The 15,887-nt window shown below is 68.0% G+C and carries 15 protein-coding genes; 6 read left to right on the top strand and 9 right to left on the bottom strand.

What is annotated here, in order from left to right:
• The first annotated feature begins 132 nt into the window (after positions 1 to 132).
• Positions 133 to 978, top strand: coding sequence for a fumarylacetoacetate hydrolase family protein (locus tag ACOGXD_RS12830; protein WP_419915424.1), 846 nt, complete (start codon positions 133 to 135; stop codon positions 976 to 978).
• A gap of 23 nt (positions 979 to 1,001) precedes the next feature.
• Positions 1,002 to 1,958, top strand: a complete 957-nt coding sequence (locus tag ACOGXD_RS12825; RefSeq protein ID WP_419915423.1) for a DNA-3-methyladenine glycosylase family protein — start codon at positions 1,002 to 1,004, stop codon at positions 1,956 to 1,958.
• Between the two features lie 13 nt (positions 1,959 to 1,971).
• On the opposite strand, the gene ACOGXD_RS12820 is transcribed toward ACOGXD_RS12825, so the two are convergent.
• Complete coding sequence (locus ACOGXD_RS12820) at positions 1,972 to 3,762, bottom strand: acyclic terpene utilization AtuA family protein (protein ID WP_419915422.1); 1,791 nt, start codon at positions 3,760 to 3,762, stop codon at positions 1,972 to 1,974.
• 67 nt (positions 3,763 to 3,829) lie between these two features.
• Here ACOGXD_RS12820 and ACOGXD_RS12815 point away from each other — a divergent pair, with 67 nt between their 5' ends.
• Complete coding sequence (locus tag ACOGXD_RS12815) at positions 3,830 to 4,519, top strand: alpha/beta fold hydrolase (protein ID WP_419915421.1); 690 nt, start codon at positions 3,830 to 3,832, stop codon at positions 4,517 to 4,519.
• Here ACOGXD_RS12815 and ACOGXD_RS12810 read toward each other — a convergent pair.
• Complete coding sequence (locus tag ACOGXD_RS12810) at positions 4,482 to 4,757, bottom strand: DUF4031 domain-containing protein (RefSeq protein WP_419915420.1); 276 nt, start codon at positions 4,755 to 4,757, stop codon at positions 4,482 to 4,484. The genes ACOGXD_RS12815 and ACOGXD_RS12810 overlap by 38 nt on opposite strands.
• A gap of 215 nt (positions 4,758 to 4,972) precedes the next feature.
• Here ACOGXD_RS12810 and ACOGXD_RS12805 point away from each other — a divergent pair, with 215 nt between their 5' ends.
• Positions 4,973 to 5,569 (top strand): M23 family metallopeptidase, encoded by a 597-nt coding sequence (locus ACOGXD_RS12805; RefSeq protein WP_419915419.1) that lies wholly within the window; start codon positions 4,973 to 4,975, stop codon positions 5,567 to 5,569.
• Here the strand turns inward: ACOGXD_RS12805 and ACOGXD_RS12800 are convergent.
• The 6 genes from ACOGXD_RS12800 to ACOGXD_RS12775 all read right to left on the bottom strand — a co-directional run bounded on the left by ACOGXD_RS12800 (position 5,560) and on the right by ACOGXD_RS12775 (position 12,375).
• Positions 5,560 to 6,726 (bottom strand): AI-2E family transporter, encoded by a 1,167-nt coding sequence (locus tag ACOGXD_RS12800; RefSeq protein WP_419915418.1) that lies wholly within the window; start codon positions 6,724 to 6,726, stop codon positions 5,560 to 5,562. The genes ACOGXD_RS12805 and ACOGXD_RS12800 overlap by 10 nt on opposite strands.
• Entirely contained in the window at positions 6,716 to 7,522 is an 807-nt protein-coding gene (locus tag ACOGXD_RS12795) for an inositol monophosphatase family protein (RefSeq protein ID WP_419915417.1), read from the bottom strand. Before ACOGXD_RS12795 ends, ACOGXD_RS12800 begins: the two co-directional genes overlap by 11 nt.
• Positions 7,519 to 9,159, bottom strand: a complete 1,641-nt coding sequence (locus ACOGXD_RS12790; RefSeq protein WP_419915416.1) for a cation:proton antiporter — start codon at positions 9,157 to 9,159, stop codon at positions 7,519 to 7,521. Before ACOGXD_RS12790 ends, ACOGXD_RS12795 begins: the two co-directional genes overlap by 4 nt.
• 78 nt (positions 9,160 to 9,237) lie before the next feature.
• Positions 9,238 to 10,044, bottom strand: coding sequence for an enoyl-CoA hydratase (locus tag ACOGXD_RS12785; RefSeq protein ID WP_419915415.1), 807 nt, complete (start codon positions 10,042 to 10,044; stop codon positions 9,238 to 9,240).
• 42 nt (positions 10,045 to 10,086) lie between these two features.
• On the bottom strand, positions 10,087 to 10,563 hold the full coding sequence (locus ACOGXD_RS12780) for a peptidylprolyl isomerase (protein ID WP_419915414.1): 477 nt from the start codon (positions 10,561 to 10,563) through the stop codon (positions 10,087 to 10,089).
• Between the two features lie 93 nt (positions 10,564 to 10,656).
• Entirely contained in the window at positions 10,657 to 12,375 is a 1,719-nt protein-coding gene (locus ACOGXD_RS12775) for an N-acyl-D-amino-acid deacylase family protein (protein WP_419915413.1), read from the bottom strand.
• Between the two features lie 149 nt (positions 12,376 to 12,524).
• Between ACOGXD_RS12775 and ACOGXD_RS12770 the strand changes: the two genes are divergently transcribed.
• Positions 12,525 to 13,235 (top strand): hypothetical protein, encoded by a 711-nt coding sequence (locus tag ACOGXD_RS12770; protein WP_419915412.1) that lies wholly within the window; start codon positions 12,525 to 12,527, stop codon positions 13,233 to 13,235.
• Between the two features lie 5 nt (positions 13,236 to 13,240).
• Here ACOGXD_RS12770 and ACOGXD_RS12765 read toward each other — a convergent pair whose 3' ends face one another.
• Positions 13,241 to 14,605, bottom strand: a complete 1,365-nt coding sequence (locus ACOGXD_RS12765) for a M20/M25/M40 family metallo-hydrolase (protein WP_419915411.1) — start codon at positions 14,603 to 14,605, stop codon at positions 13,241 to 13,243.
• Positions 14,606 to 14,692: 87 nt separating this feature from the next.
• Here ACOGXD_RS12765 and ACOGXD_RS12760 point away from each other — a divergent pair, with 87 nt between their 5' ends.
• Positions 14,693 to 15,841: an acyl-CoA dehydrogenase family protein gene (locus tag ACOGXD_RS12760; RefSeq protein WP_419915410.1), complete on the top strand. Its 1,149-nt coding sequence runs from the start codon at positions 14,693 to 14,695 to the stop codon at positions 15,839 to 15,841.
• Positions 15,842 to 15,887: the final 46 nt, after the last annotated feature.

Raw genomic sequence — 15,887 nt, 5'->3', positions numbered from 1 at the left:
GCGCCAGAGTGCCACTGTCAAGCCGTTCGCACAATGCCGAGCTGCCCGAACGTGCCAAACGGCGGCGGTCGAGGCACGGGGGCGAGCGTCGCCACCGCGTCCAATGCGCGCCTCCCCACTAGCGTCGCCTGCATGCGCATTGCACGACATCTTGTGGACGGTCAGCCCGCTCTGGCTGTGGTGACCGACGAGGGACTGGCGACGCTGCAGAGCGACCACACCGACCTGCCATCGCTGCTCGAAGCATGCGGCGGCAACCTGGCAGCCGCAGTGGAAGCCATGGCGACGGGCCCCGCCACACCGCTCGACGAAGCGAGCCTGCTGTCGCCGGTGGGCCGCCCGCCGACCATCCTCGCCGTGGGGCTCAACTACCGGGCCCATGCGGCAGAGGGTGGCCGTGAGCCCCCGAAGGTGCCGATCATCTTCAACAAGCACCACCACTGCATCATCGGGCCGCACGAACCCATCCACCTCCCGGCGGCTGCGCCGGACATGGTCGACTACGAGGGCGAGCTGGCCATCGTGATCGGCCGGGCCGCCCGAGCCGTGTCGGCCGCCGACGCCGCCGACTACATCGCCGGCTACACGATCATGAACGACGTCAGCGTGCGCGACTGGCAGCGTGCCAGCCCCACGATGATGATGGGCAAATCGTGGGACACCCACGGGCCGTGCGGGCCGTGGATGGTCACCGGCGACTCCATCGACCCGCACAACTGCCGCTTGGTCACCGAAGTGAGCGGCGAAGTCCGCCAGGACGCCAAGACCGACGATCTCATCTTCGACTGCTACGAGATCGTCGAGCACCTGTCGACGGCGTTCACGCTGGAACCGGGCACCGTCATCGCCACCGGCACGCCCGAGGGCGTCGGGGCGTTCTGGAAGCCACCCGCATTCTTGAGCGACGGCGACGATGTGTCCATCACCATCGAGGGCATCGGGACGCTCACCAACCCCGTGATCGCCGAACCCGCCTAAGAGGCTCGTTCGGAACCGTCGTGATGCGGCGAGGCACGGCACCAGCACCAGCGGCGCGGGCGCTCCGGGCCGAGTCGCCCGATCTCGTGCAACGACTCGAGTTCGACTTCGAGCTGGATGCGGGACGAACACTCGGGCGCGTCGGCGGCAAGGGCCGGCTTGGGCCAGTGCTGTACGACGGCCCGGCCATCTGGCGGGCCGCCGATACCCCCGACGGTGAGGCCACGCTGCGCATCACACGCCTGAGCCGCACGGCGGAGATCTGCGCTTGGGGGCCGGGCGCCGAAGCCGCAGCGGAGCGCGTGCCGGCGCTGCTCGGCGCCCATGACGACCCCTCAGCACTCGTGCCCCAAGACGCTGTCGTGGCCGGCTGGGTGCGCCGCTGGCCTGCACGCCGGCTGACGGCCACTGGCACGATCTGGGAGCACGTGGTGCCCACCGTCTGCGGCCAGAAGGTGCCAGGGCTGAACGCCAAGAACTCCTGGCAGGGAATCCTGCGGCGCTGGGGCAGGCAACCGCCCGGCCCCGCTCCGAGCACGCTGCGTCTGCCGCCAATGGCCGAGCTGATGGCCTCGTTCGCCTACCACGAGTTCCACCGTTTCGACATCGAGCGCCGTCGTGCCGAGGCGATCATCGCCTTCGCCCGCCGCGCAGCGACGCTGGAGCGGTTGGCCCACTGCCCGCCGGAGCAGGCTCGCAAGCGACTGCAGGCGATCCGCGGCATCGGCCCGTGGACAGCGTCGATCGTGGTGCTGCTCTGCCACGGCGATCCTGACTCGGTGATCATCGGCGACTACCAGATCCCCAGCTACGTCACCTGGCACCTGTCCGGTGAGCGGCGAGGCGACGACGACCGCATGCTGGAGCTACTCGAGCCCTACCGGGGCCAGCGCGCCCGTGTACAAGCGCTGGCCAAATCAGCCGGCCCACCGCCACGCCACGGCCCCCGCATGCCATTGCAGGACCTGCAGCACCGCTGACGCGACGCGATCGTTACGGCAGCAGCGCCTCGGGAATCTCGACGATCTTGGCGCGCAGGTACTCCCCCAGCGCCTTGGCCTGCGGATCCTGCCGTGTCGAAGCCGCCACGCCCTCTTCCAGCAGCCCGTGGAAGATGAAGTTGAGGCTCCAGATGTTGGGCAGGTCGTAGCGGTCCACCCGGTGCGCGGCAGCTTCGGGCATCAAGGTGGCAAGTCGCTCGACGGTCAGAAAGTCCGACAGCCACCAGAAGGCCTCAGCCGAGCGGGCGAAGATGCCCAGGTTGGCGTTCGGCCCCTTGTCGCCGGACCGGGTGCCGTACAGCGTGCCGAGCGGCACCGCCCGCGTCCGCCCGCCGGGCGGCTCCACCCGTTCAGCCGGAGCCACCTCGTCCTCGCTGGATCGAACCTCGGCGGACGGAACGTCGGGCGGCGTGCTGTCGACCACCGTGCGGCGGCCGTCCACCACCACCTGCATGGGCACCAGCGACGCATCCACCAGCGCCGGCCAGTACACGCCGAAGGGCTGGCCCGCGCCCGGGCCTCCCCCGGTGCCGAACATCCCGGGAATGGAGCACAAGCCGATCTCGGTGCCCGCATTCGAGAACGCCCGCCCCACCTTGCGCTCGTCAGGGTCCTTCACGATGATCTTGTAGACGGCAACCGCTTCCTCGTTGCTGCCCGGATCGGCCTTGTGAGTCGGCAGGAACTTGCGCACCACGGTCTCGTAGTCGTCGGGGCCATACGGGCACGCATGCCAGAACTGGCGCTCGATGAGCTCGGCCTTGGCCTCGATGTCCAAACCCGTCAGCCCGATCGAGATCTGATTGCGGAAGCCGCCCTGGTAGTTCATGGCCACCTTCAGCGTGGACGGCGCCGGCTCGCCCCGGGTTCCGCTGATGCGCACCCGGTCCCGCCCGATCTGGTCCAACTCGATGGTGTCGAAGCGGCTCACCACATCGGGGTTGAAGTAGCGCTCGCTCTGGATTTCATACAGCAGCTGCGACGTGATCGTGCCCACCGAGACCTCCCCACCGGTGCTGGCGTGCTTGCCGATCACGCTGGAGCCGTCGGCTGCGACCTCCGCCCACGGAAAGCCCGGGTAGGTCATGTCGGCGATCTCGGTGAAGAAGCTGTAGTTGCCGCCGGTGGCCTGCCCGCCGCACTCGATCACATGCCCGGCAACGATGGCCCCGGCAAGCGCATCCCAGTCGTCACGAGTCCAGCCGTGATGCCACGCCGCGGGGCCGGCCACCACGGCTGCATCGGTCGCCCGCCCGGTGACGACGATGTCGGCACCCTGGTTCAGCGCCTCCACGATCCCCCAGCAGCCGATATAGGCGTTGGCGGTCACGATCCGATCGGCCAGCTCGCCCAGGGGCTGGCCGGTGTCGAGATGGGCGAAGTCGTTACCGGCTGCGATCAGCTCCCCCAGCCGGTCGGTGAGGTCGTCACCGTCGACGTAGGCGATCGACGGGCTCAGCCCCAGCCGGTCCGCCACTTCGGCCACGGCGTTGGCGCACCCAGCCGGGTTGAGGCCGCCGGCGTTGGACACCACCTTGATACCCCGGTCCAGGCAGGTGCCCATGACCTCCTCCATCTGCGTGACGAACGTGCGGGCGTAGCCGGCGCCGGGCCGCTTGGCGGCGATGCGCGACAGGATCAGCATGGTCAGCTCGGCCAGCCAGTCGCCCGTGAGGGCATCGATCGGGCCCCCCGACACCATCTCCTTGGCGGCAGAGAGCCGGTCGCCGAAGAAGCCGCTGCAGTTGGCGATCCGGATGGGCGGTGCGGTCGTGGTGCTCATATTCGCTGCTCGTCCTGTCTGGAGGCTCCGATGCAGGGTAGGTCACCGCTCTGCGAGACTTCCGGCCATGGCGAATCCTGTGCTCCTGCTTCACGGCTTCACCGGCTCGGTAGCGAGCACCTGGCAGCCGACCGGCATCATCGACCTGCTGTCCGACGGCGGCCGCGAAGTCATCGCGTGGGACCTGCCCGGCCACGGCTCGGCCGACAAGCACCACGACCCGGCCGGCTACGCCGACATGGAGGCCAAGCTGGTGGAGCGGCTGGCAGCCGAAGTCGGCGAGCAGACCGTCGACGGCGTCGGCTTCTCCATGGGATCACGCACGCTGCTGGCCATGGCGGCCATGGCGCCCGAGCGCTTCGGCCGCCTGGTGGTCTCGGGCGTCGGGCGGAATCTGTTCGAACGCGACGACGAGCAGGCCGAACGCATCGCCCGCGGCGTCTCCGGCGAGGCCGAGGCAGACGACGTGCACGCCCAGACCTTCGCTCGCTATGCCGCCGAGCCGGACCAGGACGGCCAGGCGCTGGCGGCATTCATGCGCCGCAAGCACGCACCGCTCGGCGACGACGAGTTCGCACGCATCACCCATCCGGTGCGGGTGGTGCTGGGCACCGAGGACTTTGCCGGCCCGGCCGACCCGCTGCTCGATGCCCTGGCGGACGCTTCGTTCACCGAGCTGCGTGGCTGCGACCACTTCGCCACGCCGAAGAACTTCGGCTTCATCGACGCGGTGATGGATCACCTCGAGGTCTTCTGAGCCCTGCTGCCCGCAGCCGAGCCACCAGTTCACGGCTGTTCACTGCGACGGCGCCCGCTTGCAGCGCCAGCGCTCGCTCGGCCTCATCGACGTCGTAATGGTCACCCTGGAATGCTGCTCGCCGCTTGCCGATGAGCGCTGCGAACCGGTGCAGTTCGTCGTAGCTCTCGTCGGAGACGAGATGAGCCCAGCGGCGACCGCGCCATGGCCAACGGGCCTCATCAACCAGGATTGCCATCGGTCCAGCTTGGTATATGGCCCTCCGGCCGCGCGGGACGGCGTCGCGAAATAGGCTGATTCGGCGCCTAGCGGGGGAGGCGCGACGTGATTGGGCAGCTGCAACGCGTACGACGGTCAGTCCGACCGTTGATGCGCGCAACAGCAGCCGCCCTGCTCGCGTGTGCCGGAGTCGCAATCGGGCACAACCAGGCTGTGCATGCGACCGAGTTGCCCGTGGACGTGGCACCGATCAGCCAGCACCTCAACGCGTGCTTCCCTGAACCGGCGCTGGAGCGGCTCCCCTATATGGGTCCCGCCATCGAAGGCGCTCTCATCTACGACGACTGGATCGCGTCGGTCGTCGCCACAAGGCAGGCCTGTGAACCGCTGCGCGTACCGCTCTTCGGCGAGCTCCGCATGCCGCTTGCCGATCCCGTCATGACCTCAGCATTCGGCCCCCGCTACCACCCGGTGCGCAAACGGTGGCTGCCGCACACTGGGGTTGATCTCGTCGACCGGGAACGGCGCTGGCGTGTCCCCGTGTTCGCTTCCGGCATGGGAACCGTCATGGCAACCGGGAGCTTCGCCGAATATGGCAGGTCAGTCATCATCGACCACGGCTGGCGGGTTGCGACGGTCTACACGCACCTGAGCATCATCAGCGTACGCGAGGGTGACCGCGTGGAGGCCGGCGATCGCATTGGGCGACTGGGCTCAACCGGGGCGGTCACCGGCCCGCACCTGCATTTCGAGCTACGTCTGGGCGGTGCTGCCGTGGATCCGCTGGACTACGTCGCTCCCTGGCCCCAACCGCCCCCGGGTCACACCTGACCGTCGTCCGGGTCGTCCGGGTCGTCCGGGTCGTCAGAATCGTCCTCGTCGTCGTGGGTCTCGAACAACTCGGACTCGATGAGCTCGTGCCGCTTGATGTACGTCGACACGAATGCTTGAACCGTCGCTGCCGCCGGCACTGCCAACAGGGCGCCAGCCGAGCCCAGCAGTGCCGCCCCCACCAGCACTGCCCCGAAGGCCACCGCGGGATGGATGTTCATGGTGTGGGCGGTCACCCGCGGCGCGAGCAGGTAGTTCTCGATCTGCTGGTACGCGAGCACCACCACGGCGACCCAGAGGGCTGTGATCGGTTCGTCGAGCAACGCTATGAGCAGCGGCAGCAGCCCCGCCAGGTATGTGCCGACGACTGGCACGAACTGCGAGAGCACGCCCACCCACATCGCCAGCGGAATCGGGAACGGCACGCCGATGATGGCAAAGGCAGCCCAATGCACCAGGAACGCCGCCATAGCGAGCAAGGTCCGCGAATAGATGTAACCGCCGGTCTTGTCGATGGCCAGTTCCCAGCCACGCATCACTGCGGCTTGGCGAGCAGGAGCCAACGCCGAGCAGACCAAGCGACGCAGCCGCGGGCCGTCCGCTACGAGGTAGAAGGTGAACAGGGCAACGGTGAGCATCTGAATTGCCACGTTCACCACGGTGGAGCCGACCGATACCAGATTGCCGGCGACATCGCCAAGCAGCGATGCGGCACTCCCGCCTTCGGTGAACTGGGCTCTCAAATCGTCGGTGCTGAGCTGAATGCCGAACTGCTCGTCTGCCCACCTCTCGATGTCAGCCAGATAGCCCGGAGCCGCGTCGATCAGCTTGGTGATCTGGTCGGCCAGCACCGATGCCATTGCCGCAAGGAATCCCGCAGCCGCCAAGGCGAAGGCCGAGAAGACGACTGCGGTGCCGAGCCCCCGCCTCCAGCCCCGGCGCGCCAGCCAGTTGACCGCCGGCTCCATCGCAAACGACAGGAACAGCGACACGAGCAGCACCACCAAGAGGTCGCGCAGCTTGTCGAGCAGCCACGCCGCGGTCGCGAGGCCGACCACCGCGGCCATGAGCAAGCCAATCGCGCGCGGCACCCAGCGCGGCATCCGGTCTCGCTCGGGCAACCGGAGCTCCGCCCTGCGCCGGGCCTCACTTGCCACGGTCGCCCCCGTGCCTGGCACCCATCGCGTTGAGAACAGCCGCGTGCAGTAGCCCGTTGGTGGCAACGCCGTTGCGATTGCGGTATTCGGGCCACCCTGCGACGTCCGTGAAGGCCCCACCGGCTTCGGCCATGATCACCGGCATCGGCGCCAGATCCCAGGTCTCGCACACCGGGTCGATCATGGCCTCAGCCTGTCCGGTCGCCACGAGGAAGTAGCCGTAGGCGTCGCCCCATGTGCGCATCATCGCGCCGCCGGCGCGCAGTGCCTCGAACTGGGAAGGCTCGAAGGTGTTGTAGTCGGACGTGTTGACCAGCGCCCCGCTGAGATCGGCGTGATCGCTCACCGAGCAGCGGTGGTCGCCGAGCCAGCAGCCGGCACCCCTCCCGGCCGCGAGCGTCTGCCCAAGCACCGGCAGGTCGATGACGCCCACCAACGGTCCATGAGGATCCACCAGCGCCACAAGCGTCGCGTACAGGGGGACGCCCCGCACAAAACCCCTCGTCCCGTCTATGGGATCGACGATCCATGTGCGACCGTCGGGCCGGATCGAGCCGCCCTCTTCCTCGCCGAAGATCGCGTCGTCGGGATACAGCTCGGCGATCCGGTCGCGGACGAGGCGCTCTGCCGCCCGGTCGGCTTCGGTCACCTCGGTGCCGTCGCGCTTCCAGGTAACGCCGAGGTCGCGCCGGCCGAACCATCGCAGCGTGAGCGCGCCGGCTTCGGTTGCGATATCGCGGACAGCCGCAACCAGCGACTCCCCTGCCGGGCCGCCACCTGCCTGCGACACACTCATTCGCCGCGGCCTGTGCCTTGCCACGGCAGCCGTCGCTGCCGCGGCGCCTCATCGGCATCGTCAACGACATCCGGGTTCAGCGGGAAGTTCAGCACCGGCACCGGGAGCTGACGGGCGATCCGTTCCGAGGGCAGCAGCACCAGACGTGAGGCGCCCGTGGGCGGGCGCTGGGAGAACAGCACCACCAAGTCGGCATGGTGCTGGCTGCGCGAGCGCACAACTGCACCGGTGAAGCTCTCGTTGCGCAGCGAGCGAAACTCGAAATCGACATCGCGGCTGCCGCAGAGCTCGCCGATCTTGGTGGCATGCGGCTCGTCACGCTCCCCCGGCATCAGCACGACCAGCGACGACCGCCATCGCGCCGCTTGGTCGATCAGCCATTCCGGCAGCTCCACCGGTACCGGCGCTGCTACCAACACACGATGGGGCAGCTCGAACTCCTCGGGGGCGGCGCCGTTCTCGTCCTCGGCCGACGACCAGCCGCGCAGATCCCGCGCTACCAGCAGCGGCCCGACCAGCTCGAACAGCACCACGGCGCCCAGCACCACCGTGGCGGCCTCGGCGCCCGGGTCGCCGAGCCGCTCCGAGGCAATGACCGCCAGGCCCACGGCAACGCCGGCCTGAGGCGTCAGGTTGACGCCCAGTCGCAACGACCTCCGCCAGCCCAGGCCTCCCACCAATCCGCCGCCGAGGCCGCCGACGATCTTGGCCGCAACGCGCACCACGATGTACGCGACGCCCACCAGGCCCACCTTGGGCACGTCGGAGAGGTGGATCGAGGCGCCGGCCAGCGCGAAGAACAACAGGTACAGCGGCTGCTCGATGGTCTTGATCGTCCGGAACAGCCGCACCGAGAACGCCTGCGGCGACACGGTTGCCGCCGTGGCGCCGGCCACCAGCGCGGCCAGCGGCAGCGAGATGTCGAGAAAGCCGGCGATGGTCCACCCGATCACGATGTGCACCAGCACGAACAGCAGCAGCTCGCCGGAGGTTTCGATCTGGAAGCCGAGACGCGAGATGAACCAGCCACCGAGGAGTCCCAGCACCGCGCCGCCGATGCCGAGTTGCACGAAGTCGACCACAGCACTGCCGATGTCGGCCGCCTCGTCGGAGAGCAGCAGGGCAATCGGCAGCACTGCCGCGAAGGTGGTGGTGGCCAGCGCATCAGACACCGCGTGGGTGCCCACGATGCCCGTGGGGTAGCTGCCGCGGGCGCGCACCGAGCTCACGATGTGCGCGATCGTCATCGGAGCGCCGGCGCCCGCGAGCGCTCCCAGCACCAACGCCACCGGGCGGTCAGCCCCCAGCCTGCTGGTCACCCAGAACACCGCGACCGCGCTCAAGGCGAACTGGACGACACCGGTGGTCAACGTCCAGCGGGCGGCACGCAGCGCCCGCACCGAGACGCGCTCGCCGATCACGAACATGAGCACGGCCAGCGCCACCTCGGTGACCGGACGCAGCGCAATGAGCGAGGGCTCGTCGATCAGATTGATGACGGGCGGCCCCGAGGGGCCGAGCAGGGCGCCGACGATGAGGAAGGCGACCAGCTCGGGCAGGTGGTGGCGTGCCAGCAGCCGGCTAGCGAGGTACGCCAGCCAGGCGAGGACCGCGAACGCGACGAGCGTGTCGTTCACTTTCGTGTCACCGCCCCGGCAGGTGCCAGAACCATGTGGGCAGGGAGTCGATCAGCTCCCAGATGACTCAGACCCAGATCAATCAGAGGCAGCCGAGACTGGCTCGAAGTTGGGATCGCGCTGCTCCACGAAACTCTGGACACCTTCCTTGAAGTCCGGTCGTGTGAGCGATTCCCGCATGAGCGCGTTGGACTCCTCCAGCGCGTCGCTGCGTGCCTCATCGAGCTGTCCCCATACCTGGCGCTTGATCTGGGCCATCGACCACGGAGCGCTGAAACGTCCCAGATCACGCGCGTAGCTGATTGCCTCGTCGAGCAGCTCGTCGGGCGAAAAGACCCTGCTGACCACGCCCATCTCCTTGGCCTCCTCGGCCAGGAAGACGCGGCCCGACATGAGGATGTCGAGCGCATTCGACGGACCGACCACGCGGGGCAGCATCCACGAGACGCCGTGCTCAGCGATGAGGCCGCGTCGCACGAATGCACTCGTGAACTTGGCCCCCTGAGCCGCGAACCGGACATCGCACATCATGGCGTGCACGAAGCCCAGCCCGGCGCATGCCCCGTTTATCGCTGCCACCACCGGCTTGGGGATGGACAGGGCGTAGTCGTGACGCTCGTTGCGCAGGCGAGGCGGGGCCTCGTCGGAGCTTTCGCCTTGCCCGCTGCTGATTCCCTGCAGGTTGTCCATGTCGGCCCCGGCGCAAAAGCCTCGGCCTGCCCCGGTCACGACAATGGCTCGAACGTCAGGGTCGGCGGCGGCCCGATCCAGCGCGTCGAAGTAGCCGGTGCCCAGTTCGCCGGTCCAGGCGTTGAGGCGTTCAGGACGGTTCAGCGTGACAACCGCCACGCCGTCGTCAACCTCGTACAGCACTGTGTCATTCATCCGTCTTCTCCTTGCCCATGCCGATGCGCCACAGTACTCGCACTAGTTGTGAGCGACCTCTTCGACGGTGACCGTGTCCATGGTGTCGCCGACGGCGATGGCGAGTGCAACGTCCATCCCCTCGGTCACGTAGCCGAACAGGTTGTAGGCGGGTTGCAGCTTGGCGCGGCAGTCGTCGATGCAGATGAAGAACTGGCTGCCGTTGGTGTCTGGCCCTGCGTTGGCCATGGCCACGGCACCGAGCGTGTAGTCGCCCTTCACGGGCTCGTCGGCGAACCGGTACCCGGGGCCGCCGCGGCCCGAGCCCTCCGGGCAGCCGCCCTGGATGACGAACTCGGGCACGACTCGATGGAAGGTCAGCCCCGTGTAGTAACCGTCCTGCGCCAGGTTGACGAAGTTGTTCACCGTCGCCGGCGCAAGCTGGGGGTCGAGGTCCATGACGATGCGGCCTTTGGTCGTGTCGAGGGTGACACGCCAGATCGCATCGGTGTTGATGTTCATTGCAGGTGCAGAAGCCATGAAGCAGCGACGCTACCTGTAATGGCCTCTGGGTGAACGCCGGCGGAGCCTTGGCGTTCGCAAGAGTCAGCCGGCGAAGCTTCGGCGTTCGCACTAATCAGTGGAACGCAGGGTCTTTCCGGTGAGTGCGCCGGTGTGCTCGCCGTCGCGCATGAACACCTGCCCGTTCACCAGCGTGGCGTCATAGCCGTCGCCGCGCTGGATGTAGCGGCCCGCGCCGCCCGGGAAGTCGTACACGTATTCGGGGCCCGACAGCGACAGGCCGTCAACGTCGATGACGTTGACGTCGGCGAACCGCCCGACCTCGAGCCGGCCCCGGTCGACCAGCCCGAACAGGTCGGCCGTATCGGAGGTGATCCTGCGGATGCCCTCGGGCAGCGAGAAGAACCCGTTGTCCCGCACCCAGTGACTGAGGAAGAACGTGGGCTGGCTGGAGTCCATGATCTGGCCGACGTGGGCGCCCGCATCGGCGAGGCCCATCACGATGGAGTCGTGGCTGAGCATCCGCTCGATCGCGTCGAAGTCCTGATTCAACACCGGCAGGCTCAGCATCACGGTCCCGTCGGAGCGATCGGTCGCATCCAGGAACAGTTCCACCGGCGACATGCCGGCTGCCGCCGCCTGTGCCTCGAGCGTGCCGTCGGGTCCGATCCGGTAGTTCGGGTTGACCGCATCGAGCAGATACAGGCGGCTCAGGTCGACAAGCGAGTTCGCCATGCCAGTGGAGTTCTTGTCCGACGAGTTGGCCTCCTCCACCAGGGCCGCACGGGTCGCTGGGTCGCGGATCGCCTCAAGGCGCCCAGCGACATCGAGTTCGCGCAGCGATCGCCAGGTCTCGCCCGCTCGATCCCACGGTGTGCGGTGCTGGATTCCGAGCACGACGCCGATGGCACGACAGGTGGTTTGCGGTCGCAGGTTCGCGCCGGTGGCGTTCTGCTCGCTGACGTAGCCGAGCACCAGATCGCTCATCTCGGGCTTGCGGGCCGAATACACCAGGCCGAAGGTGCTGGGCCGGCCGCTGCGCCGCGTGATCTCGCCGAGCACCTCGATCTCGTGACGGCCTCCGGCGAAGTCCGGCCCGGCGGCTTCGAAGCGAGGCGCCGACTCGAAGACACCCCGGCCGTGGCGGCCCAGCACGTCGCCGAAGGCGTACAGCTCGTTGTCATCGGCGAAGGTGCCCGGGATCGGGCGTCCGTCGGGCGTGCGATGAAGCAAGGTGCGCGAGGTCGAGAAGCCCAGCGCGCCGGACCCCATCGCCTCGTCCACCAGCTCGCACATCGCTGCGATCTGGGACTCCGATGCAGGACGCTCGTCGAGGCTGTCGGGGCCCATCGTGTGCCAGCGCACGGCGACATGGCCGACCATGCCGCCGACGTTGAGGCCCTTGGGCATGCCGTCCAAGAAGGCCAGGTATTCGCCGTAGGAACGCCAGTCCCACGGAAGGCCCTGCATCATCGATTGCTTCGGAATGTCCTCGACCGACTCCATGACCTCGGCGATGTACTCGATGTCCTCGGTCTTCACCGGAGCGAACGTGACCCCGCAGTTGCCCATCACCACTGAGGTCACGCCGTGCCAGCACGAGCTCGAGCCGATGGGGTCCCAGGCGAGCTGCGCGTCGAGGTGCGTGTGGATGTCGACGAATCCGGGCGTGACAACCTTGCCGGCAGCGTCGATCTCTGTGCGCCCCGATGCCGTGACCTCGCCTACCGCGGTGATCCTCTCGCCGTCGATGGCGACGTCGGCAACCTTGGCATCGCTGCCGGTGCCGTCGACCACCAAGCCGCCTCGAATGACTGTGTCGTGGGACATCGCGCGCTCCCGTTCGTGTGAGGTTCCCGACGCGTGAGCTTACGCCCGCCGGGACTCCGCCCGCCGTGTCTCCGCGCCCCGCTGCTGGCTTCGGTACTCTCGAATGGATGCCGACTCCCCAGAGGGCTGTGACTGGAAGGGCGACTGCCGTGCACCACCTCGACTCCCGCCAAGACGCTGAACCGCAAGACAACACCCCACGCTGGCGTGTGCTTGCAGCAGCGCTGGCCGCTGCGATGCTGGTCAGCGCCTGCGGCCTGCTGAGCGACGACGACACCGACGCGTCCACAACCACCGCCGCTGACGACGCGATGATGTCGGACGCCGACGACGAGCCCACCACGGTCGTGACAGCCGCGCCGACGACGACTGCAGCCGGCGATGCCATGGCCGAAGACGAGGCCGGTCCCAACGTGACCGCCGAATCGAAGCTGTCGACCGCCGGTTTGGGGCCCGTGCAAATCGGGCACTCGCTCGAGGACGCCCGGACCGCCGCTGGCTCGCTGATGATCGCCGTTCCCGGCGGCTCGGACGCCTGCCGCTACTACACGGTCCAGAACGGTCCTGAAGGCGTCCGGTTCCTGGCCGTCAACGCCGAGATCGTGCGCGTCGACATCGAATCCGGTCCGATCACGACGATCTCGGGCTACGGCATCGGCTCCACCCGCAGCGAGATCATCGAGGCATTCGGCGACAGGATCGAAGACGGGCCCGGGCTCTCCGCAATCCAGTATGTGCCGGTCGATGACCCCGACATTGACAAGCGCGTGGTATGGGAGGTCGACGAAGCAGGTGCGGTGATCTCACTGCGAGCCGGGCGCCTCCCGCACATCGAGCCCCGGGTGGCCTGCACCGGCTAACCGGCTCAACTGGCGACTGTGTCGCCCAGGTTCTTAACCACGTCGATCCACAGCTGCGTGGTGAGCGCCAGCGAGTCCACATCGACGCGCTCGTCGTTGCCGTGGAACCGCAGCATGAAATCGTTGGAGTTCACCCGGTTGCTGAACAGCCCCGCGCCGTAGGCCACGGTGCCTTTCAGGCGGAAGAAGCGGGCGTCGGTGGCACCGACGATCAACTGGGGGATCACCGGCGCACCGGGGTGAGCCTTGGCCATCAGCTCGCTCAGCAGCTGCCACATCGGCGTGTTCGTGGGCGAGAAGCTGGCGGGATCGTCGTGAAGGTGCTCGATCTCCACCTCGTTGAACAGCTCGCCGAGCGCTGCCTGCAGGTGCTCATTCACGGCGACGGGATCGCCCGGGGCAGTGCGGATGTCAACCTCGATCTCGACCTTGTCGGGGATGATGTTGGTCTTGTTGCCGCCGCCTACGACATTCGGGCTGAACGTGGTGTGGCTGCACGCATGCAGGTGGCGCGCCAGACCCGGCGAGTCGATGCCCGCGACGGCGTCATAGACCCGACCCGGGTCGAGCAGCGCCTCGCGTGTCTCGTCGTCGACCCTCAGCGTCGAGACGTGGTGCTGCCACATCTCGGTGAGCTGAGGTGCCGGCCGGTACTCGGCGATGCGGCGCACGATTTCGGCCGCCTTGATGAGGGCGTTGTCGGTGCCGAACGGCATCGAGCCGTGGCCGGGTGTGCCGCGCACGGTGAGCCGGCGCCAGCCGATCCCCTTCTCGCCCGCAGCCAGCGTGATCTTGGTGCCCTGGGGCGTGTGGTTGGGCATCCCGCCGAACTCGGTGAGCACGTAGTCGCACTCGATGGCGTCCCAGTGGTGCTCAGCCATCCACTTGGCGCCGTAGGTGCCGCCAGCTTCCTCATCTGCGACGCCGAAGTAGATGACGTCGCCTTTCGGCCGGTAACCGCTTTGCACGATGTGACGGAACGCCACCGCCATCGACGAGGTCAGGTTGAGCATGTCGACCGCCCCGCGCCCCCACACCTCGCCGTCCACCAGCTCGCCGCCGAACGGATCGCGGCTCCAGCCGTCGGCGTTCACCGGCACCACGTCGGTGTGGCCCATCAGGCACAGCTTGGGCGCCGACGGATCGGTTCCCGAGATGCGGGCCACCAGTGATCGGCGTCCAGGCTCCGACTCGAAGCTCTGCATGTCGACGCCTGGGCCTTCCAAGTACGTCTCCAGCAGGTCGCTGTTGCGAACCTCCTCGCCCGATTCAACGGTCCCGTCGTTGACGCAGGCATTGCGGATCATCTGCTGCAGCAGCTCGATGGTCTGGTTGGTCAGCGCCGGATCGGTGTGGTCGAGATCGCCCATATGGCGATGTTACGACTGCGCTTGCACCCCGGATGGCGAGCCAGCGATCTTGGTCGCAGCTGCACAGCCACGGCTACGGTGAACGTCATGAACGCGGCAACTGACACATCCGCCGGTCCATCGACGGCCGTCGATCTTGAGACGTTCCGCGAGACGACGGCTGCATTCCTGCGCGACGCCGTCGAAACCGGCGTGGCGTGCCCCGCGTATGGAGCGATCTTGGTGCCCGCGCTGCATGATCAGGCGCGTGTCTGGCAGCGATACTGCTACGACCACGGCTGGGCCGGGCTGCATTGGCCGACGGAGCACGGTGGTCGCGGGCTCTCCCGGGCGCACACCGGCGTGTGGATGGAGGAATGCGAACGCGCAAGCGTTGCCCCCTACCTGAACCTGCAGGGGATCGTGCTGGCGGGCGAGGCCATCATGCGCACCGGCACCGAGCGCCAGCGTGAGCAGTTCCTGCGTCCGATCCTGACGGGCGAGGTGCTGTGGTGCCAGCTGTTCAGCGAGCCGGGCAACGGCTCGGACTTGGGCGGACTCACCTCGGCTGCGGTGCCCGACGGCAGTCACTACGTGCTGAACGGCCAGAAGGTGTGGTCGTCGAACGCGCAGTTCGCCGAGTACGGCATCTTGATGGCCCGCACCGAACCCGATGCCCCCAAGCACCGCGGCATCAGCTTCTTCCTGCTCGACATGACGCTGCCCGGCATCGAAGTGCGTCCGATCAAGCAGATGACCGGCGACAGCGAGTTCTGCGAGGTCTTCTTCGACGACGTCGCCATGCCCGCGGACGCGCTGCTGGGCGAGCGCGGCGGCGGCTGGGGCGTCGCGATGGCGGTGCTGGAAGACGAGCGCGGCGGTGCCGGCTTGTCAGGGGTCATCAGCCTCCGCAAACGCCTCGCCAAGATGATCGAAGCCGCAGGCGATGCGGGACCGTTGGGTCGGCAGTCGCTCGCTGAGCTGCACTCCCGGGGCAACGCCCTGGCGGCGCTGATGGAGCTGCACGGCGCTGATCCGCGCATGGCGCCAGTGGCCAAGCTGGCCAACAGCGAACTCGGCTACGACGAGGTCGCCATCGGTGCCAGCCTGCGCGGCGCCGATGCGATGCTGGCTTCAGACGAGACTGAGGCATTCCTGTACGCGCCGGGCATGCGCATCGCCGGGGGCACCAGCGAGATCCAGCGCAACATCATCGGCGAGCGGGTGCTCGGCCTGCCTCGCGAGCCGTCGCCGTAAAGTTGGCGGGCCGGTCGGCGTCACGCGGCCGGGACACAGCCCTGCG

The sequence above is a fragment of the Candidatus Poriferisodalis sp. genome, from assembly GCF_965204125.1.
GTDB lineage: Bacteria > Actinomycetota > Acidimicrobiia > Acidimicrobiales > Poriferisodalaceae > Poriferisodalis.
Note: the sequence above shows the minus strand (reverse complement) of the source record. Positions and strands in the feature narration are given on the sequence as shown.

Bases quoted from the DNA above. Each gene is read 5' to 3' on its own strand.
- ACOGXD_RS12830 (WP_419915424.1), top strand. From the start codon at position 133: ATGCGCATTGCACGACATCTTGTGGACGGTCAGCCCGCTCTGGCTGTG.
- ACOGXD_RS12765 (WP_419915411.1), bottom strand. From the start codon at position 14,605: ATGGGCGATCTCGACCACACCGATCCGGCGCTGACCAACCAGACCATC.
- ACOGXD_RS12780 (WP_419915414.1), bottom strand. From the start codon at position 10,563: ATGGCTTCTGCACCTGCAATGAACATCAACACCGATGCGATCTGGCGT.
- ACOGXD_RS12760 (WP_419915410.1), top strand. From the start codon at position 14,693: ATGAACGCGGCAACTGACACATCCGCCGGTCCATCGACGGCCGTCGAT.
- ACOGXD_RS12775 (WP_419915413.1), bottom strand. From the start codon at position 12,375: ATGTCCCACGACACAGTCATTCGAGGCGGCTTGGTGGTCGACGGCACC.
- ACOGXD_RS12785 (WP_419915415.1), bottom strand. From the start codon at position 10,044: ATGAATGACACAGTGCTGTACGAGGTTGACGACGGCGTGGCGGTTGTC.
- ACOGXD_RS12810 (WP_419915420.1), bottom strand. From the start codon at position 4,757: ATGGCAATCCTGGTTGATGAGGCCCGTTGGCCATGGCGCGGTCGCCGC.
- ACOGXD_RS12815 (WP_419915421.1), top strand. From the start codon at position 3,830: ATGGCGAATCCTGTGCTCCTGCTTCACGGCTTCACCGGCTCGGTAGCG.
- ACOGXD_RS12825 (WP_419915423.1), top strand. From the start codon at position 1,002: ATGCGGCGAGGCACGGCACCAGCACCAGCGGCGCGGGCGCTCCGGGCC.
- ACOGXD_RS12820 (WP_419915422.1), bottom strand. From the start codon at position 3,762: ATGAGCACCACGACCGCACCGCCCATCCGGATCGCCAACTGCAGCGGC.
- ACOGXD_RS12795 (WP_419915417.1), bottom strand. From the start codon at position 7,522: ATGAGTGTGTCGCAGGCAGGTGGCGGCCCGGCAGGGGAGTCGCTGGTT.